General features: G+C 66.9%; 17 protein-coding genes. 6 read left to right on the forward strand and 11 right to left on the reverse strand.

The genetic code is table 11. From position 1 onward, the window contains the following. Window positions 1-67: 67 nt before the first annotated feature. Complete coding sequence (locus tag AC57BR_RS00640) at window positions 68-2143, reverse strand: acyl-CoA dehydrogenase family protein (protein ID WP_496357865.1); 2076 nt, start codon at window positions 2141-2143, stop codon at window positions 68-70. Between the two features lie 29 nt (window positions 2144-2172). Continuing rightward, the gene (locus AC57BR_RS00645; protein WP_496357866.1) at window positions 2173-2859 is read right to left on the reverse strand and encodes a TetR/AcrR family transcriptional regulator; all 687 of its coding nucleotides are present in this window, start codon (window positions 2857-2859) and stop codon (window positions 2173-2175) included. A gap of 61 nt (window positions 2860-2920) precedes the next feature. On the opposite strand from AC57BR_RS00645, the gene AC57BR_RS00650 reads away from it, so the two are divergent. Genes AC57BR_RS00650 through AC57BR_RS00660 form a run of 3 tightly spaced genes read left to right on the forward strand, consistent with a single transcriptional unit; the run spans window position 2921 to window position 6508 of the window. After that, on the forward strand, window positions 2921-4273 hold the full coding sequence (locus AC57BR_RS00650; RefSeq protein ID WP_496357867.1) for an acetyl-CoA C-acetyltransferase: 1353 nt from the start codon (window positions 2921-2923) through the stop codon (window positions 4271-4273). Next, window positions 4266-5600 (forward strand): 3-oxoacyl-ACP reductase, encoded by a 1335-nt coding sequence (locus tag AC57BR_RS00655; protein WP_496357868.1) that lies wholly within the window; start codon window positions 4266-4268, stop codon window positions 5598-5600. The genes AC57BR_RS00650 and AC57BR_RS00655 overlap by 8 nt, the downstream gene beginning before the upstream one ends. After that, entirely contained in the window at window positions 5597-6508 is a 912-nt protein-coding gene (locus tag AC57BR_RS00660) for a MaoC/PaaZ C-terminal domain-containing protein (protein WP_496357869.1), read from the forward strand. Before AC57BR_RS00655 ends, AC57BR_RS00660 begins: the two co-directional genes overlap by 4 nt. A 40-nt stretch (window positions 6509-6548) precedes the next feature. On the opposite strand, the gene AC57BR_RS00665 is transcribed toward AC57BR_RS00660, so the two are convergent. From AC57BR_RS00665 to AC57BR_RS00680, 4 genes are read right to left on the reverse strand one after another with little or no spacing between them, the layout of a single operon-like run. After that, window positions 6549-7670: an FUSC family protein gene (locus AC57BR_RS00665; protein ID WP_496357870.1), complete on the reverse strand. Its 1122-nt coding sequence runs from the start codon at window positions 7668-7670 to the stop codon at window positions 6549-6551. A gap of 18 nt (window positions 7671-7688) precedes the next feature. Then, window positions 7689-8825 carry a glutathione S-transferase family protein gene (locus AC57BR_RS00670; protein ID WP_496357871.1) on the reverse strand — a complete coding sequence of 379 codons (1137 nt, stop codon included), beginning with the start codon at window positions 8823-8825 and terminating at the stop codon, window positions 7689-7691. A gap of 9 nt (window positions 8826-8834) precedes the next feature. Continuing rightward, window positions 8835-9599 (reverse strand): M50 family metallopeptidase, encoded by a 765-nt coding sequence (locus tag AC57BR_RS00675; RefSeq protein WP_496357872.1) that lies wholly within the window; start codon window positions 9597-9599, stop codon window positions 8835-8837. Window positions 9600-9639: 40 nt separating this feature from the next. Continuing rightward, window positions 9640-9798, reverse strand: a complete 159-nt coding sequence (locus tag AC57BR_RS00680; protein WP_214854297.1) for a hypothetical protein — start codon at window positions 9796-9798, stop codon at window positions 9640-9642. Between the two features lie 178 nt (window positions 9799-9976). On the opposite strand from AC57BR_RS00680, the gene AC57BR_RS00685 reads away from it, so the two are divergent. Continuing rightward, on the forward strand, window positions 9977-10441 hold the full coding sequence (locus tag AC57BR_RS00685) for a GatB/YqeY domain-containing protein (protein ID WP_496357873.1): 465 nt from the start codon (window positions 9977-9979) through the stop codon (window positions 10439-10441). 99 nt (window positions 10442-10540) lie between these two features. Next, on the forward strand, window positions 10541-10738 hold the full coding sequence (locus AC57BR_RS00690; RefSeq protein WP_496357874.1) for a hypothetical protein: 198 nt from the start codon (window positions 10541-10543) through the stop codon (window positions 10736-10738). A 67-nt stretch (window positions 10739-10805) separates the two neighbouring features. Here AC57BR_RS00690 and AC57BR_RS00695 read toward each other — a convergent pair whose 3' ends face one another. The 4 genes from AC57BR_RS00695 to AC57BR_RS00710 form a co-directional block, all read right to left on the reverse strand. Next, a complete protein-coding gene (locus AC57BR_RS00695; protein ID WP_496357875.1) occupies window positions 10806-11966 on the reverse strand; it encodes a glycerate kinase in 1161 nt (386 codons plus the stop codon). Between the two features lies 1 nt (window position 11967). After that, the gene (gene dctA / locus AC57BR_RS00700) at window positions 11968-13440 is read right to left on the reverse strand and encodes a C4-dicarboxylate transporter DctA (protein WP_496357876.1); all 1473 of its coding nucleotides are present in this window, start codon (window positions 13438-13440) and stop codon (window positions 11968-11970) included. A gap of 144 nt (window positions 13441-13584) precedes the next feature. Further along, window positions 13585-14682 (reverse strand): tartrate dehydrogenase, encoded by a 1098-nt coding sequence (locus AC57BR_RS00705; protein ID WP_496357877.1) that lies wholly within the window; start codon window positions 14680-14682, stop codon window positions 13585-13587. A gap of 137 nt (window positions 14683-14819) precedes the next feature. Beyond that, window positions 14820-15734, reverse strand: a complete 915-nt coding sequence (locus tag AC57BR_RS00710; RefSeq protein ID WP_496357878.1) for a LysR family transcriptional regulator — start codon at window positions 15732-15734, stop codon at window positions 14820-14822. A 169-nt stretch (window positions 15735-15903) separates the two neighbouring features. Here AC57BR_RS00710 and AC57BR_RS00715 point away from each other — a divergent pair, with 169 nt between their 5' ends. Next, the gene (locus tag AC57BR_RS00715) at window positions 15904-16359 is read left to right on the forward strand and encodes an SRPBCC family protein (RefSeq protein ID WP_496357879.1); all 456 of its coding nucleotides are present in this window, start codon (window positions 15904-15906) and stop codon (window positions 16357-16359) included. A gap of 35 nt (window positions 16360-16394) precedes the next feature. Here the strand turns inward: AC57BR_RS00715 and AC57BR_RS00720 are convergent, their stop codons facing one another. Beyond that, window positions 16395-19529, reverse strand: a complete 3135-nt coding sequence (locus tag AC57BR_RS00720) for an efflux RND transporter permease subunit (protein WP_496357880.1) — start codon at window positions 19527-19529, stop codon at window positions 16395-16397.

Below are 19529 nucleotides of genomic sequence, written 5' to 3' on the forward strand. Positions count from 1 at the left end.
CGCCCGACGGCGGGGACCTCCTAACGTAGGTCCCCGCCGTCGGGCATTTGTGCTGGTAAGTCGCTGGTCAGGCTCGCGGAAGTGATTTCTCCGGCACGGGGGCTGTTCCGCTGGCACGCTGCACCCGGTAGTAATCCCGCGCCTCGTCCTGGCGGACCTTTTCAGCGCCGGTGGCGATGGCCGCGCGGAGGTGGGCCGGGCCGTAGCCGAAGGCGTCCACGAGGTCCAGTGCATGGGGACGCAGTTTGACCAGGAGGCGGTTGATGTATCCGCCCACGGTCCGTGCGCGCTGCATCGAGAGCCTGCCGTTCATCAGGTACCACGAGAGGTTGTTCTCGATGAGTGACAGCCCGAACAGGTCGCGGAGCCAGGTCAGCACGGTCCGGGTTCCCGGGTCGGTGACCCCGCCCAGCGCCTCGGTGAAGGCCTCCCACTGCAGGAGTTCGGCGTGCGCCCGGGCGGCGTCGATGAGTTCGTCCTGGTGCTGGTTGAACAGGGCGGACGCTTCGCGCTGGGGCAGCCGGTTGGCGCCCCTGAGGGCTGCGGCTGCTTCGGCTACCATCGTCTGGACCCGGTCCGTGAGCAGCGCGCGCTGGCTTTCCTCGTCGCGGAGGGCAATGGCGGCCTTCTGGACGGAGCCGTTGTCAGCCACGAACTGAGCCACCTGGCGAAGACCCGTACGGTGGACAGCGGTACCGGCGGCCTGGTTGACCACGTACCGGGCCAGCACCCCGAACGTGGCGCTGCGGAATTCCTTGGCATAGTCAGCCAGCAACCGCTTGGCCACGAGCTGCAGCAGGACGGTGTTGTCGCCTTCGAAGGTGACATAGACGTCGAGGTCGGCCCGGAGCGAGGCGAAGCGGTTCTCGATGAGGAACCCGGCTCCGCCGCAGGCTTCGCGGCATTCCTGCAGGGTATCCAGTGCGTGCCAGGTGCTTAGCGGCTTCAGCGCCGCGGCCAGGGTTTCCAGGTCCTGGCGGTCCTCGTCGGAATCGTGGGCGCCGGAAAAGACATCGTCCAGCTTTTCGAGAAGCTGGTCATGGGCGAAGCCCGCGGCGTACGTGGTGGCCAGCCGGGTGAAGAGCCGGCGCTGGTGCCGCTGGTAGTCCAGCAGGACCTCCTCCTCGACGGGTGAGGAGGCGTTGAACTGCCGGCGTTCGGTTGCGTAGGTGATGGCCGTTTTCAGTGCGATCTTGGACGCTGCGACGGCGGCACCGTCCAGGCTCACGCGGCCCTGCACCAGCGTGCCGAGCATGGTGAAGAACCGCCGTCCGGGGCTCGCGATGGGCGAGGTGTAGTTGCCCCCGGCATCGACGTCGCCGTAGCGGTTGAGCAGGTTGGTGCGCGGTACCCGGACATGGTCGAAGTGCAGCCGGCCGTTGTCGATGCCGTTGAGTCCGCCCTTCACGCCGTCGTCCTCGCCACCGATCCCCGGCAGGAATGCCTTGGTGATGGGGTCACGCAGGTCCACATAGAACGCGTGCACGCCGTGGTTGACTCCGCGCGTCACCAGCTGGGCGAACACCACGGCCCCGAGCCCGTCATTGGCCGCGTTGCCGATGTAGTCCTTCCAGGCGGCGCGGAACGGGGTGTGGATCACGAACTCCTGTGCGTCAGGATCGTAGGTTGCCGTGGTGGCGATGCTGGCGACGTCCGAACCGTGCCCCGTCTCGGTCATGGCGAAGCAGCCCGGGATATCCAGGTTCATGATGCCCGGCAGCCACTTCTCGTGGTGTTCCGCCGTACCCAGGTGCATCACGGCCGAGCCGAACAGGCCCCACTGCACGCCGGCTTTGATCTGCAGGGACGGGTCTGCGGTGACCAGTTCCTCAAAGCCGGCGATGTTGCCGCCGTGGTCGTCGGACCCGCCGAAGGCGGCCGGGAAGGCGCGGTGGACGGCGCCACTGTCCACAAGGTGCTTCAGCTGTCCGAGGGCGCGCGCCCGGTGCTCCGTGTGCGTGAGGCCTTCCCTCTTGTGGAGCTCCTCGCGTGCGGCCAGGTCACGCGCCTGCCGGCGGACATCTGCCCACTTTCCCAGGAGCAGCTCACCCAGGGCGGCGACGTCGACGGCGGGCAACGGGCCCGCCGTCCCGGCGGCTGCTGCCGGGGTTGTTGTGCCCGGGCGGTCCGCTACTTCAGTCATGTCGAATCCTTTGCTGGTATTGACAGGTTCTATTGGATGTCGTTGAGTTCCGGCGCGATGCCGACGCACAGCCAGTCGGTGATCTGGCGTGCCATGGTTTCGTGGTCCGGCTTGCCGGGGGAGTCCGGACTGGCCAGCCACTGCTCGCCGGCGTTGCGGACCAGGCCGATGGCGGCATTGGGCCAGTAGCCGATGACGGACTCCCTGCCTTCACCGAGGTGGGCCCGCATGGGCGCTGCGATCATGGCCGCGATGGCGTCAAAAAAGTGGCCCAGGGCGCCGGCCGTCGTGATCGAGGTGGGACCGCCGTCGGACTCCGCAGCGGAGTACCGGGTCACAAACGTGTAGACGTTGGGGCTGGTTTCAGCCATCTGGAGGTAGGCCGAGACCATGGCGAACAGACCCTCCCGGGGCGTCTGCGCGCTTTGCGCCGCCTCCCTGATGCGCTGCTGCATTTGTCCCAGCACCACTTCCCCCACGGCCTGCTGCAGGCCGGCTTTGTCGCCGAAGTACCGGTAAAACACCGACTTGGAGGTGCCGGCCGCGGCGGCAATGTCCTCCATCGACGCGTCACTGCCGAGCGTGTGCACGGCCCGCCGGGCGGCCTTGATGAGTTCACGCCTGCGCTCTTCCCGGTGCCCCTGCCAGCGCGAGGCGCGGCCGTCGACGGCTTCTGAGGGGGAGTCCGGTGACGCGGCCGGAGGAATCAAGTTCACGATACCCAGCGTATCAGGTACGCTGGGTATCGATAACCAGCCGGATCAAAGGAGATAGCACATGCCCGTGGATCGTCAGCCTCAAACCGTTCGGAAGGCCGTGGTGGTCGGCGGCAACAGGATCCCGTTCGCCCGGACGGGCGGTGCGTACACCAAATCGTCCAACCAGGACATGCTCACCGCAGCCCTGGACGGCCTGATTGCACGCTTCGGCCTACAGGAGGAGCGCATCGGCGAAGTGGCCGCGGGCGCCGTCCTCAAGCACTCCCGGGACTTCAACCTGACGCGCGAAGCAGTCCTGGGCTCGGCGCTGTCACCGGAAACTCCCGCGTATGACCTGCAGCAGGCCTGCGCCACCGGCCTGGAAACAGTGCTGGGCCTGGCCAACAAGATCAGGCTCGGCCAGCTGGAGTCCGCCATCGCGGGCGGCGTGGACTCCGCCTCGGACGCCCCCATCGCCGTCAGCGAAGGACTCCGCGAGGTGCTGCTGGACCTCAGCCGCGCCAAGACACTCCCGCAGCGGCTGCAGATCCTCGCCCGCCTTCGCCCCAAGGACCTCGCCCCGGACGCGCCGAACACCGGAGAGCCCAGGACCGGGCTGTCGATGGGCGAGCACCAGGCCCTGACCACAGCCCAGTGGAACATCTCCCGTGAGGCGCAGGACGAGCTCGCACTCAACAGCCACCGGAACCTGGCCGCCGCCTACGATGCCGGGTTCTTCGACGATCTCCTCACGCCATACCGGGGGCTCACCCGGGACTCCAACCTCAGGCCGGACACAAGCCCCGAAAAGCTGGCGTCGCTGAAACCGGTCTTCGGCCGTAACCTCGGATCGGAAGCCACCATGACGGCCGGCAACTCCACGCCGCTGACCGACGGCGCCTCCACCGTGCTGCTCGCCTCGGAGGACTGGGCGGACGGGCACGACCTGCCCAAGCTCGCCACCGTCCTGGACGGCGAGGCAGCCGCCGTGGATTTCGTCCACGGCAAGGACGGGTTGCTCATGGCACCTGTGTTCGCCGTCCCGCGCCTGCTGGCACGCAACGGCCTCACCCTGGACGACATCGACTACTTCGAGATCCACGAAGCCTTCGCCGGGACGGTACTGAGCACGCTCGCCGCCTGGGAGGACGACAAGTTCGGCCGCGAGCGCCTCGGACTGGATGGCGCCTTCGGCAAGGTCGACCGGTCCAAGCTGAACGTCAACGGATCATCGCTGGCAGCCGGGCACCCGTTCGCTGCCACGGGCGGACGCATCGTGGCCACGCTTGCCAAAATGCTGCATGAGAAGGGCAATGCCGGCGGGCGCCCCGCCCTGGGACTCGTGTCCGTCTGCGCCGCAGGCGGCCAGGGCGTCGTCGGGCTGCTCGAAGCGTACTCCGAAGGAAACACCGCGGGGGACATCCATGACTGACACCTACGCACGGCTGGTCAACCACGGCCTCGGACGGGATCTGGCACGGAAGCTCGGCCTGCCGCAGCCGGCCGAACTGCGGCGCTATCGGCCCGGCCTGCCCTTGATTGACGGACCGGTCCTGGTTGGTGGCGTCGGACCCGGTGCCGACGGGACCGCGGCGGCGCTGCTTTCGTGGGGACTCGATGTCCGCCGCCACGCTGTTCCCAAGGAACGGCTCGGCGGGATCGTGCTGGTCCTCGATGCCCTCGAGGCCCCCGGCGACCTGGAGCAGCCCGTCCTGGCGGCAGCGCCGTCACTGCGCGACCTTGCGCCCGGCGGGCGGGTGGTGACTGTCTCGCGTGTGCCCGGCGGAACGCCGGCCACCGCCGCCGCCCGGCAAGGAGTGGACGGGCTGCTCCGGTCCCTGGCCAAGGAACTGCGTGCGGGCTCCACCGGCAACGGCATCCTCCTGGCCGAGGACGTCAGCCCCACCGCCCCCTCGGCCCTGGGGGCGCTGCGTTTCTTCCTCTCCGGCCGGGCAGCGTTCGTGGACGGCCAGTTCGTCCGGGTCAGTTCCGCGGAAGGCAGCCTGCCCGACGACGCCGACGCGCCGCTCGCGGGAAAGGTCGCCGTTGTGACCGGCTCGGCCCGCGGCATCGGTGCGGCCATCGCCCGGACACTTCACCGTGACGGGGCCACCGTTGTGGCTGTGGACGTTCCCGCGGCCGGGGACCACCTGGCGGATGTTGCCAACGGGATCCGCGGGACTGCGCTGCAGCTGGACATCACGCGCGACGACGCCGGGCACAGAATCATCGACCACGCCGTGCACCGCCACGGCCGGCTCGACATCGTGGTCCACAATGCCGGCATCACCCGGGACAAGCTGCTGGTCAACATGGACCAGTCCCGCTGGGGTTCGGTTATCGATGTGAACATCGCCGCCCAGCTGCGCATCAATGAGGCCCTCCTCGCCTCCGAGCACTTCCGTTCCGCGCCGCGCATCGTTTCAGTTGCCTCCACGAGCGGCATCGCCGGCAACCGCGGACAGACCAACTATGCGGCGTCCAAGGGCGGGGTCATGGGCATGGTCCGGGCCACCGCACCGCTCCTGGCACAGTACGGCGGTTCGATCAACGCCGTGGCGCCCGGATTCATCGAAACAGAGATGACGGCACGGATTCCCTTCGCCACCCGGGAAATTGCCCGGCGGCTGAATTCCCTGCAGCAGGGCGGGCGGCCGGAGGACGTTGCCGAGGCCATTTCCTTCCTCGCGGGCGATTCCGCCGGAGGCATTTCCGGAGAGGTGCTGAGGGTGTGCGGACAAAACCTGGTGGGGGCATGACCGGCGGCCAGCCCCTCATCCTGGGGGAGATGCCGTCCCTCTCCAAGCTGTACGTAAACGCCGCGGCATCGGCGGCCCGCCGCAGGATCCTGGGTTCTCATGCCGCCGCCGTGCTGCCTGCCACCAGCCACGAGGTCCGGGACGTCCGTCCAGACGTCGAAAACCTCACCGCATACCAGCACCTGCTGGGGGAGACTGCCAGTGACGTGCTGCCGGCAGGGTTCCTCCATGCGCTGGCGTTCCCCGTGGCCATGAGCGTCATGAACCGTGACGACTTTCCGCTGCCCCTACTGGGAATGATCCATCTGCGGAACGTGATTGAGTACCGCCGGCCGGTCAGGTTCACTGAGCCGCTGGATATTGTGGCCAGGGCGGAGACGCTCCGGGCGCACCGCGCCGGAACCCTGGTGGATATTGCGGTGGAGGTACGCGCCGCCGGCGACAGCGCTGTGTGCTGGTGCGGAGTGTCCACCTATCTCGCCAAGGGCGTGTTCCTGCCCGGCATCGACAAGGCCTCGGTAGCGGCCGCGCCGCAGGGTTTCTCGGCTCCGGACCCCACCGGTCTCTGGCAGCTTGGAGTGGACACCGGCCGCGCCTACGCTGCCGTGTCCGGGGACTTCAACCCGATCCACCTGAGTGTTCTTTCCGCCCGGGCCCTGGGCCTGCGCCGGTCCATCGCCCACGGCATGTACCTGGCATCGAGGGCGCTGGCGGATGTGGGCGCGGCCAAAGGCGACTCCTTCCGCTGGGACGTGGGGTTCGAGGCTCCGGTTTTCCTGCCCGCACGGGTGGCGCTGGACATTTCGACGGCGGTAGCCGGGGACGGCGGCTGGCTGCGGTCCGACTATGTGGCCTGGAGCCCGCGGTCCGGCCGGAAGCACTTCAGCGGATCGGTGGCGGCGCTGTAGCACGAGGTGTGCTGCAGCGCGGCAGGGATGCCGTGCGGGGCTACTTGCCGTTCGGGTTGGCGACCCGGAGGATGCGGTGCAGGCTGAGCAGGATTGATCCTGCGGCGCCCGGCGGGCCGGCCCCGTTGCCATCGGCGGCGGTGCGGTCCTCGAGGGAGGCCACCGCCGCGTGGGCCGCCTCGAACAGCTCTGCCTGCCGGTCGGCGTCGTCCTCCTCCGCCGAGCGGAGCACCTCACCCACGGCGGAAAGAGCCTCCGCAAGCGGTTCGCTGTAGGGCAGGGGGATGGTAAAAGGCATGTCCTCGCTCCAGATGACGTCGGCAAGAACCTCTGTCATGTCCTGGATGTGGAAGGTGATCTGCTCCAGGTCGCGGACGCTGCGGTAGTCCTTGTCCACGTCACGCGGATGGAAACGGCGCCGCGGGTTTTTCGCCCTGCTCGCGTCAGCCTTCTGGACGGCTGCCCGGACCGAGCGGGCCGACTGGGCCAGGTCCTCGGACCGGCGCGACCAGTCCTCGTGTTCGGGCGGCCATTTTTCGTGCATCGCGGCGCCCATGTCGGACAGCTGGCGGGCCAGGGACAGCCGCAGCTCAGCGAGGCTGAGGGCGGCCGCGTTGAAGTGCAGCGGCGGAAACACCAGCAGGTTGACGGCAATGCCGACCACCACCCCCACGCCCATCTGCAGCAGATAGCCGAAGGAGAAATCGTCCGGATTCTGCCCGCCTACCAGCAGCACCAGCAGGGCCGCCGTCGGTATCCAGTCCCGGCCCGCTCCCAGGCGCGGGAGCCCGGCGAGCAGGACGCCCAGTGCCATGACCGCTGCCACGGTGAGGGGCGTGGCCCCGAAACTGAGGAGGAGGAAAGCCAGGCCGATGCCCGCTCCCAGGCCAACCAGGGTCTGGAAGCCCTGGCGCATGGAGCCAGACACGTTCTCGTACATTGCCACCAGTGCGCCGAGCGGGGCGTAGTACGCGTAGTGGGCGGCGCCACCGGGCATGAGAGGGGCCACCCAAAACGCGATGCCGGCCGCCAGTCCCGCCTTGGCGGCGAGCTGAAGGCGCGGTGCGGCGAGGGCCCGGGCAACCCTGGTAGACACTGACTGCCAGATCCTGCGCGGCAGCGGGTCACGGGCGGCTGCCTGGTGCTGTTTCGAGGTGCTCATCGGGCCTACCCTGCGGTGCTAGCCGGCTCCGTGGCCGGGGGCCACTTCCTCGCCCGCCTTGACCGGTCCCGGCGGAGTGCCTTCGCCGAAGGGTCTGCCACCCAGGGACTCCCTGCCGTGGGCGGTCAGCCACCCGGACAGCTCCGGGCCCGCGGGGACAATCTGCGTGGGATTAATGTCCTCGTGCACGATGTAGTAGTGCTGCTTAATCTGCACGAAGTCGATGGTGTCGCCGAAGCCGGGTGTCTGGAACAGGTCCCGGGCATAACCCCACAGCGCCGGCAATTCGCTGAGCTTGTTCCGGTTGCACTTAAAGTGGCCGTGGTAGACGGCATCGAAGCGCACGAGGGTGGTGAAGAGGCGGACGTCCGCCTCGGTGATGGAGTCGCCCACCAGGTACCTCTGGCCGGTAAGCCGTTCCTCGAGCCAGTCCATCGCGTCCCACAGCCGGGTGTAGGCGGCATCGTAGGCCTCCTGGGACCCGGCGAAGCCACACCTGTAGACACCGTTGTTGACCTCGGTGAAGACGCGCTTGCTAACCTTGTCGATTTCCCCGCGCAGGTGCTCCGGGTACAGCTGCGGCGCACCCGGACGGTGGAAGTCCGTCCATTCCGTGGAGAAGTCCAGGGTGATCTGGGGGTAGTTGTTGGTTACCACCGCGCCGCTGGCGGTGTCCACCACAGCAGGAACCGTGATGCCTCGCGGGTAGTCCGGGAAACGGCGGAAGTAGGCCTCCTGCAGCCGCTTGATGCCCAGCACGGGGTCCTTGCCGTGCGCGTCCAGGTCAAAGGTCCAGGACCGGGCATCGTGGGTCGGGCCGGGCTGGCCGAGGCTGATGACGTCCTCGAGTCCCAGGAGCCGGCGGACGATGACGGTGCGGTTGGCCCACGGGCACGCCCTCGCGGCAATCAGCCGGTAGCGCCCCGGCTCCACCGGCCAGCCTGGTTCACCGTTCGGCCCGGGGGTGCCGTCCCGGGTGATGCGGTCCTCGATGTAGTTGGTGTCCCGGGTGAACTCGCCGCCGGTGACGTACGCGCCCTTTGTACTGTGGGGTTCCGTGCTGCGCGGCTCCGCGCTGTGGAATTCCGTGCTTTGAGATTCCGCGGCGTGGCGTCCCCTGCCGTGTCCTTCGACTGTGCTGGTCTTCTCACTCATGGCACCAGACTATGTTGCCGCCCCAAAGACCCGCGACATCGGCAGCCAGGCAACCAGCCAGCAGGCCGCCACCACCAGCGAGAACAGGGCGATCCATACGCCGGACGGCACGGCGGTGGCGCGGTAGAGGATGTAGGCGTCGGAGGACCGCAGCTGGTCGCGGCGGCGGAGATGGACGTTGGTGAGCTTCAGCAGGTCCCGGACGGCGGCAACGAGGAGGGCCAGGCCCAGGATGATGGCCACGTGGCCGGTGAATGCGGCGGGCACATTGATGATCATGGCCGCCACGGCCACCACTGCCCCCAGCAGGATGAGCACGCCAGCGGCGTTGCGGATGAAGATCAGCGAGGCCAGCAGGACCAGCAGGCCCGCAGACAGGGCGGCCGGGCCCCAGCCGCTGAAGCCCGCCCACACCAGCGCGGCGCCGGTCACGCCCGGAACGGGATAGCCCCAAAAACCTGACCAGACTGCTGCGGCACGTCCCCGTGTGTAGGACGTGGTGGTGCCGCCGTGATTGAGCTGCAGCCGGATGCCGCCCAGCCGCTGGCCGCTCGTCAGGGCAGCAAAGGCGTGCCCCAGTTCATGGGTGACCGTGGCGAGCAGGCCGAAATAGCGCCACGTGGCACGGGGAACGGACAGCACCGCCGCAATGAGCACCACAGCCAGGAGCTCGGTGACAGAGACCGCGGGAACGGCTGCCTGGGTGAATCCGGCAGCCACCCGGTCCCACCATTGTTCGGGCAGGGACGGGCCGGGGACTTGCACATAAACCATAGGAGTCAAGGCTACAGGGGCCTTGCCTTTCGGGCCCGGCTCACAGCCCGGGCAGCGTGGGCGGATCCTCCATTAGGGATGAAGCGTCGTCCGGAACCACCAGATGCAGCATGCTTTCCACGGGGGCTTCGCCCATCGCGACAAGGAGCTCATTGATTGACATCTGCCCGGCAAGTTCACCGGGATGTTCCTCTTCCATACCTAGAACATATGTGCGAACGCTGCCGGCAGTGGCGAAAGACACGCGGCAACACCTGATCCCGGGGGTTGCCGGTCCAAAATGCAGTCCGGGGTTCTCGCAGTGGGGTAGGTTCTAGCAGTGCAGCCCGGCCGGGGTCCACGATTGAGGTACACACAAATCCCGAGAGAAGGACATCATGGCCACGCTGAAGGAACGCCTGCACGGGGACGTCGTTGCACATCTGAAGGAGCACAACAAGGTGGCCCTGGGCACCGTGCGCAGCGTCCTGGGCGAGATCGAAACCCGGGAGAAGTCCGGCAAGACGCCGGTGGAGCTCGACGACTCGCAGGTGACGGCCCTCTTACAGAAAGAGGCCGCGAAACGGCGCGACACGGCCCGCATCTACACGGAAGCCGGGGAATCGGAGCGGGCCGCGGCGGAAGTCGCCGAAGCGGAGGTCATTGAGGCTTATCTGCCGAAGGCCCTCTCCGCCGCTGAAGTGGAAAGCATCGTGGACGAGGTCATCGAGGGTTTGCGGGCTGACGGCACGGAGCTGTCCGTGCGGCACATGGGCGCCGTGATGAAGCCGGTGACGGCCAGGGTGGCAGGCCGCTTCGACGGAAAGGCCGTAAGCGACATCGTCCGTCAGCGGCTCATCTGAGCAAGCCGGGCGCCACGACCGCGAGGCAACCTCCAGGCAATCGACACTGTCCGGCAATGGGAGGACGATAAAGGTACACCCACTGTTAGGAGGTCGGTGATGTGCTATTCATCGTGTGAGGGATGGCGGAATTACAGAAAGGAAGCGGCCAAGGAGGCCGAGGGACGCCCGGAAGCAAGGCCGGCCGAGACCCCTGAACCCCAGGTGCAGGCAGAGGAAAGCAGGATGTGGGCCTACCTCGCCCGGCTGGAGGAAACCGCTGACCGTAAGCCTGACCGCATCCGCGAGAACGCGTAGGCACAGCAAGGAAAGGCCCCGCTTCGGCGGGGCCTTTCTTTCTGCCTTTCACGCTTTGGGTCTTCTGCTACAGGAGGCCTGCCGCTATGTCCTGCCCGATCCGGCGCAGCAGGGCAGCGGACAGCCCGGGGTCCCTGGCGGAGTCCCGGTCCGTGTACTCCGCCAGCGTGTAGACCCGGCTCAACGCCATCTCGGCCCAGCGCTCCCTTGGGAGCAGCGACCGTCCAGCCACGGCGATGATCGGGCGGCCGCCCGAGCGCCGGGCGACGGCGGCCGGAAGTTTCCCGGCCAGGGTCTGTTCGTCGATGCTTCCCTCGCCGGTGATAACGACGTCACAGCTGTCCTTTCTGGTGTCAAAGTCCAGCAGGTCCAGGAAGTAATCGGCGCCCGACACCTGCGTGGCCCCCAGCAGCAGGCAGGCGAAGCCGAGCCCTCCGGCGCTTCCGGCACCCTCGTGGCCGGCCAGGGCTTCGGCCCGGAGGTCGCCTGCCTCGGCCAGTTTGGACACGTAGTGTGCTAATCCGATGTTGAGCGCTGCAATCTCCTCCGCTCCCGCACCTTTCTGCGGTCCGAACACCGCGGGAGCGCCCTGGAAGCCAAGCAGCGGGTTGTGGACGTCACTGGCGACGATGAGTTCCGTCTCGGCCAGTTCCGGCAGACCGGTCCGCTCGACGGAGTGGATCTGCGCCAGGGACTTGCCGCTGCCGTGGAGCTGGCGGCCCTCTGCATCCAGGAAGCGGTAGCCGAGGGCGGTGAGCATGCCCATGCCGCCGTCGGTGCTGGCGCTGCCGCCCAGGGCCATGACGACCCTGGCCGGGTTGAGGCTGAGGGCGAACAGGACCGCCTCGCCGAAGCCGCGGCTGGAGGCATTCAGCGGTTCCAGCCTCCCGTTAGGCAGCAGCGCCAAACCGCAGGTGTTGGCGACTTCGACGACGGCGGTGGTTCCGTCAAACGCGATGCTTGCCTGGACGGGCTGTCCGGTGGGCCCGGCCACGGTGTAGCTGCGGCGGGTGAAGCCGGAGGCGACGGCGGCATCGACGCTGCCGTCACCTCCGTCTGCCAGGGGGAGGAGTTCGCAGCGGACCGCTCCGGCGCTGCCGGACACATCAGTTACGGAGCGCAGCCCGGCTGCCAGGGCCTCGGCTACCTCGCCGGCGGTGAGGCTGCCTTTGAACTTGTCGGGTGCGATGAGGGTCCGGACGGTTTTCGGGGCGGTTGGGCTGGTCATCTCAGACGGGTTCCGAGTAGGCGGGGCGGCGGTCGTTCGTGGCGGGTGCGGCGTCGGCGGCGGGTCCTGCATGCCTGGCACCGGTTTCCTTGGGGGCGTGGTGGCCGTATTCGGCCAGGTCGTCGTCGATGTCGGTGACTTCGTCGAGGTGCACGGGGTCCTCAGAGGGCATCGGTTCGACGGTTTCGCCGTTGAACACGCGGCGGACACGGTCGGCGTCCAGGGTCCGGTCCCACCAGGCGATGAAGAGGGTGGCGACGGCGTTGCCGGTGAAGTTCACCAGCGCCCGGCACTCGGACATGAACTTGTCGATGCCGAAGATGAGCATGATGCCCGCGGCGGGGATCGTGCCGATGGTGGTCAGGGTCGCGGTGAGGGCGATGAAGCCGCCGCCGGCCACGCCTGCCGCACCCTTGGACGTCAGCAGCATGACGGCGAGCAGGCCGAGCTGCTGGCCGATGGTCAGGTCGGTGTTGGTGGCCTGCGCGATGTAAAGCGCGGCCAGGGAGAGGTAGATGGCGGCGCCGTCGAGGTTGAAGCTGTAGCCGGTGGGCACAACGAGGCCCACGGTTTCCTTCTTCACGCCGGCGTGCTCGAGCTTGCGCATCAGGCCGGGGAGGGCCGGTTCGGCGGTGGAGGTGCCGAGGATGAGCATGTATTCCTCTTTGAAGTGCCGGAGCATCCTGAAGATGTTCAGCTTCAGGAACGCCATGACCGATCCGAGCACGATCACCACGAAGAGGATGGACGTGACGTAGAACAGGGCGATCAGCCCGCCCATGCTGGTCAGGGACGAAACGCCGAACTTGCCCACCGCGTAGGCCATGGCACCGAAGGCACCGATCGGCGCGGCCTTCATGATGAAGCTCAGGATCTTGAACATCACCCCGGTCAGGCGCTGCACGCCATCCAGGACCGGTGCGCCCACCTTGCCCATGGCGTTCAGTGCGATGCCGAAGACGACGGCGATGAAGATGATCTGCAGGATATCGCCCTCGACGAACGGACCCACGATGCTCTTCGGGATGATGTGGGTGAGGAACTCCCACCACTGCTGGTTCTGGCCGGCGTCGATGAGTTTCGCGGCAGATTCCGAGGTCTCGATCTTGCTGGCATCGGCGTTGACGCCTTCGCCGAGCCGGAAGATGTTGATGGCCACCAGGCCGAAGGTCATGGCACAGATGGTGCCGATCTGGAAGTATGTCAGGGCCTTCAGGCCCGTCATGCCCACCTTTTTCAGGTCTGCGACGCTGGCGATGCCGCCCACGATCGTGAGGAACACGATCGGGCCGATGAGCATCTTCATCGCGTTGACGAAGGTGGTGCCGATGGGTTCCATGGCAATGCCGGTGCTCGGCGCAAGCCATCCGACGAGGATGCCGACGACGATGGCGGTCAGCACCCAGCAGTACAGCTGCTTGTACCAGCGGGTCTTGCGGGCCGGCGCGGTGCCGGCGGTGGTGATGTGATCCATGATTCCTACCTCATTGTGGAATGTCGCTGGAGACGCGGAGGTCCCTTCCCAACGCTCGCAAGCTCGCGTCGGGGCCCTCGGGACGCCGCCTATAAGTACGGGATCGTTCGACGGCGGCCCACCGGCCGCCGTCGAACGTTTCAGTTAGACGGTGACCGGGGCGAGGGTCAGGGCCTTGATGATGGCCTCGGTGACGTCGTCGGTGTTGGCCTCGCCTCCGACGTCGCGCGTCAGGTGGCCGGCGCCTGTTGCTGCTTCAATGGCCGCCTCAACCTGACGGGCCTCCTCGTGCAGGCCGAAGTGGTCCAGCATCAGGGCGGCGCTGGCGATCGCGCCGATCGGGTTGCTGATGCCCTGGCCGGCGATGTCCGGGGCGGAGCCGTGGACCGGTTCGAACATGGACGGGAAGCGGCGCTCCGGGTTCAGGTTGGCGCTGGCCGCCAGTCCGAGGCTGCCGGCCAGGGCCGAGCCCAGGTCCGAAAGGATGTCCGCGTTCAGGTTCGAGGCCACGACGACGGAGAGGTCTTCGGGGCGCAGGATGAACTTGGCGCTCATGGCATCGACCAGGACACTCTCGGTCTGGACGTCCGGGTAGTCCAGAGCCACGCGGTTGAAGGTTTCGTCCCAGAGGACCATGCCGTACTGCTGGGCGTTGGATTTGGTGACCGAGGAAACCTTCTTGACCGTGCGCGTCCGGGCCAGGTCGAAGGCGAAGCGCATGATGCGCTCGCAGCCCTTCTCGGTGAACAGTGCTGTCTGCAGGGCGACTTCGTTGCCCGGGCCGCGGCCGCTGAGGTTGCGGCCGCCGAGGCCGGCGTACTCACCTTCGCTGTTCTCGCGGACCACGATCCAGTCGAGTTCGGTGTTGTCCGCCTTCCGCAGCGGGGACTGGACGCCGGGGAGGAACTTGACCGGGCGGATGTTGGCCCACTGGTCGAAGTTCTGGGTGATGTTGAGGCGCAGGCCCCAGAGGCTGATGTGGTCCGGGACGTTTTCCCAGCCGACGGCGCCGAAGTAGATGGCGTCGAAGTCCTTCAGTGCTTCCAGGCCGTTGGGGTCCATCATCTGGCCGGTCTTTTCGTAGTAGCCGCAGCCCCAGGGGAACTCCGTCCACTGGAAGGCGAACTTGCCGCCGGAGTTCTCTGCCAGGGCGTCCAGCACGCGGCGGCCTGCGGAAACGACTTCCTTGCCGACGCCGTCTGCGGGGATTGAAGCGATGCTGAATGTCTGGTTGGCGCTCATGCCGACCTCCTCGTTGAGTGTGTTGACGGCGTGATCCCGTTGGCGGGGTCACACCGTTTCCTTCCTCTTCAAGTAGACGGTCCGGCGGCTGCGCGCGTCCAAGACTAAGTTTCGATACGGGAGATAGGATCTGCCTATCAGTCCGGAACCTGACCGGCGTCGGGATCCTGTGCCACGTGCAGCTCAGCAACCTTCAGGAACGCCCGGGCGGCAGGCGTCAGGTCTTCCCGCCTGCTCAAAATCGCAACATCGAGGTGGGAAACCGGTTCGATCTGGAGCGTGCGAAGCCCCGCCTTGTGCGCCGTCGGCGCCCAGGAGGAAGGCATGACCGCGTGTCCGACGCCGGCCAGCACCAGGGGCAGGATGGAGGTCCGGTGTGCCACCTCGACGACGATTTCGGTGTTCACGCCCCGCGCCAGCGCGTCATCCACGAGCCAGCGCATCAGCGAACCGCGCTGGCTGGCGATCAGCCGGTGGCCGCCCAGGTCTTCCCGCTGGATGGTGGACCCTGGGGTAAACGTGTCCGCCTGCGGGTTCACGATGAGGATCAGCGGCTGGCGTTCGAGGTCCAGCACGTTGATTCCCGGGACCCGGATGGGGCTTGCTGAGCCGGCGAGCCCAATCTCCGTGCTGCCGGTCCGGACGGATTCAATGACCTCCTCCGGCGTAAATGCTGCGCTGACGTTGAGGCGGACGGAGGGGTGCAGCCGGGTGAACCCGGCGATCATGGACGTCAGCGGCTCAATGCCGGGGGAGGGCATGCTGATGATGTCCAGCCGGCCGCTGCGTACGCCGCGGAGTGACTGCACGGCGGACTGGGCAGCGTCCAGGTCGCGCATCACCAGCCGGGCGGGGCCCACAAGTTCCTTTCCGGCTTCGCTGAGGACCGCCCGGCGCCCGATCCGGTGGAAGAGCGGCACGCCCAGGTCCTTCTCCAGGCTCGCGATGGTCTGGGACAGGGACGGCTGCGCAATGAGCAAGTGCTCGGCCGCGCGGTTGAATCCGTCATGGTCAACCACCGCCAAAAAATACTTCAGCTTCCGCGTGTCCACGCCAGCTCCCATCCCGGTCCGCTTTGCCGTTTGCCCCGGACCCGGCCCTGCGATGCCGACTGCGGTGGAGCCGCCTGCCGAGGCCCTGATAGCTTACGCCTATCAGCGGCCCGGGGCGTGGGTTTAAGGGCTGTCCGCGTGCGGGTGGATCTGCTGGCATACTCTGAGCATGGCCGTCACCTTCGAAAGCACCACGCGGACTACGATCGGGTTGACCGAGCTGTTTGACCTCTCCCGGAGCATTGATGCGCACAAGCAGTCGATGGCCGACTCCCGGGAGGAAGCCGTTGGCGGCGTCACGTCCGGGCTGATTTCCCTGGGGCAGGAGGTGACCTGGCGCGCCTGGCACTTCGGGCTGCCGGTACGCATGACGAGCCGGATCACGGAAATGGAGGCGCCCCGCTACTTCGTTGATGAACAGGTCCGGGGGCCGTTCCTCCGCTTTCGTCACGTCCACGAATTCAGTGAAGACCCGGCCGGAAGCGTCATGGTGGACCGGATCGACTTCGCGGCGCCCTTCGGTTTCCTGGGACGCCTGGCGGAGAAACTCTTCCTGGGCCGCTACCTCCGCAAGCTCATTGAGACGCGCAACCTGCACCTGACCGCCGGAGCCCGGGCTGAATGACGCTCCGGCGGTCGAACTGCGCCGCTGACCCGTGCCTACTGAACTGCGGGCTCCAGTTCTGCAGCATTCCGCGATTTCTTCGACTGGGCGAACCGAAGATAGAGCGACGGCACGATGAACAGGTTGAGCAGCGTGGACGTCAGGAGTCCGCCCAGGATGACAACGGCCATCGGGTATTCGATCTCATGGCCGGGCACATCCCCCATGACGACCAGGGGCACCAGCGCAAGTCCGGTGGCAAGGGTGGTCATGAGGATCGGGGAGAGCCTTTCACCGGCCCCCCTCAGCACGAGCGAGCCGCTGAACGGAACCCCCTCAATCCTCTCCAGGTGCTGGCAGTGGCTGATGAGCAGGATGCCGTTCCGGGCCGCGATTCCCATCACCGTCAGGAACCCCACGAGCGAGCCCAGCGACAACACGCCGCCGGTGAAATACGCGGCCAGGACTCCTCCCACGAGTGCAATAGGCAATGTCAGGAGCGCGAGGAGGGCCAGGCGCCAACTGCGGAACGACGCCTGCAGGAGCACGAGGATCAGGACCAGCGCCGCAACAGCGAAAATCGCCAGGCGGTCAGTGGCGGCCTGCCGCTCCGTGTATTCGCCCAAGAGCTGGACACTGTAGCCTGCAGGCAGGTTCAGGGTTTCCAGGCGATCCTGCAGCTCTGTGACCACAGTGCCGAGGTCCGCTTTGGCGTCGATAAAGGAGCCAACCTCCACCCTGCGGGACCCGTTCGTGCGGTCGATGAGGTTCGGGGTGGCCTGCACGCTGACGGTGGCGACGTCGGCGAGGCGCACACTCTTCCCGCTCGGCGTATCGATGGGCAGGTCCTGGATGCTGGTGACGCTTGCCCGCGTCTCCGGCGTACTCCAGACCTGGACGTCGTAGGCGCGACCGTCCCGGAAGACGTCGCCGACTTCCTCCCCGGCCACGAGGGTCGCAGCAGCGCGCCGCACGTCCCCGGGCTTGAGGCCGTATTTCTCCGCCGCGGCCAGGTTCACTTTGACGGTGATCTGGGGGACGTCGACTTCCAGGGAAATATGGGGATCCTCGGTCCCCTGGATCTCGCTGAGGACCTGCTTGACCCGCGCGGCCTGCTCACGCAGCACGTCGAGGTCATCGCCGTACACCCGGACCAGGATGGGTTCGCTGGCCCCCGTCAGGACCTCTTCGATCCTTTCCTTCAGATACGTCTGCACGTCGCGGTGCAGCCCCGGATAGCCGTCCACGACCTCCTGGACGGCCGCGACCGTCTTCTCATAGTTGGCATGCCGGTCAATGCTGATCCAGTGCTCACCGGCATTGACGCCGACTATTTCGTCGGCCTGGAAGGCCTGGCCAATATGCGTTCCGCAGTTAAGGACCCCGGGCACCTTGAGGAACGCCGCGCATCCCCGCTGGGCAATCCGGTATTCCTCTGCCGCCGACGTGCCGGGTTCCGACACCCAGTGCATCAGGAAGTCACGTTCCTTAAATGTTGGGAACAACGACTGTCCGAGCAGGGGTGCGATCGCCAGACCCACCAGGGCGAGCGCCCCGAAACCGGCGTAGCCGTAGCGCGGCCGGTTCATGATGCGGGACAGTACCGCGTGGTACCAGCGCTTGAGCACCCGGACCAGCGGCGGATCGAGCTGTTCCAGCTTCGCCCTGGCCAACAGGATCAGGGCAAGGGCCGGGGTAACGGTCAGCGCCACGAGCATCGAGGCGAGAACGGCGAGCGTGTACGACACGGCAAGCGGCCTGAAGAACACTCCGGTCAGCCCGTCCAGGAAAAATATGGGCAGGGCGGCAACCACGATGATCAAGGTGGCGTAGACAATGGGGCTTCGCATTTCCAGGGAGGCCCTCAGCACCACGGACGCCGTCGATTCACCGCCGCCGTAGGCGCGATGCTGCCGCAGCCGGCGCATGATGTTTTCGACGTCGATGATCGCGTCGTCGACAACGACCCCCACCGCAATGACCAGCCCCGCCAGGATCATGGTGTTCACTGAACCGCCCGTCAGGTACAGCACCATGACGGCGGTGAGGAGGGACAGTGGAATGGCGATCAGGCTGATGAGCGCCGTCCGCCACTGGAACAGGAACGCGCTCAGGATCATGACCACCAGCAGGCAGCCAAGGAGGAGGGCGAGGCTGAGGTTGGATATGGCCTCCTCAATGAAGCTCGCCGGGCGGAAGATGGTGGTGTCGAAGTTGATCCCGCTCAAGCCGGGCTGAAGTTCGTGGAGGGCTTCCTCAACGCCCTTGGTCACGTCGAGCGTGTTGCCCCAGGGCAGCTTCTCGACAATGAGCATCAGTCCGTGGCCGTTGTTGATGACGGCGTCGCCGATCAGCGGCTGATGGTCCTCGACCACCCGCGCCACATCGCCCAGGTGCAGGGCGGTGCCGTGGTCCTCACGGATGGTCACCCGGGCCAGGTCCTCCGGGCTGGTGATCGGCTGGACGTGGCGGATGCTCATCCGCTGGTTCGGGCTGCCGACGAAGCCGCCCGTGCCGATGAACTTGCCGGCTGAGTACTGAAGCAGACCGGCGTCAACGGCCCCGGCCGTTACTTCCATGACCTGGTTGAGCGAGACGTTCTTGGCCTTGAGCCGCTCGGGCTGAACCTGGACCTGCAGCATCTGGAGCCGCTCGCCCCAGATGGCGACGTTGGCTACGCCCGGGACCCGCAGCAGCCGGGCCCGGATGGTCCAGTAGGACAGCATCGACATCTCAATCATGGACCGTTTGGCGGACGTCATGCCGATTTTCATGACGCGGCTGGTCGAAGACAGCGGCTGCAGCATCACCGGGGGAGCAGCCCACGTAGGCAGGGCCGCCGTCACGGCGGCCATCCGCTCGGAAACCTGCTGACGCGCATTGAGCAGGTCTGTGCCCTGCTTGAAGATCAGGATGATCGAGGAGAGCTGGGGCACTGACTTTGACCTCAGCTCATCCAGGCCCGGCATTCCGGAAAGGGACGCCTCGATCGGCACGGAGACGAGCTCCTCCACCTCCTGGGCTGTAAGCCCCAGGCATGCCGTCTGGATCTCGACCTGCGGAGGCGCGAATTCCGGGAAGACATCCAAGGATGCCTTGCTGAGCTGGACGGATCCCAGCAGCATCACCACGCACGCGAGGGCAACAACGATCGTCCTGAACCTGAGGCTGATTCCTACGATCCACCGCAT

It is taken from the genome of Arthrobacter sp. BGA-UO-ETr-C19, from assembly GCF_059568005.1.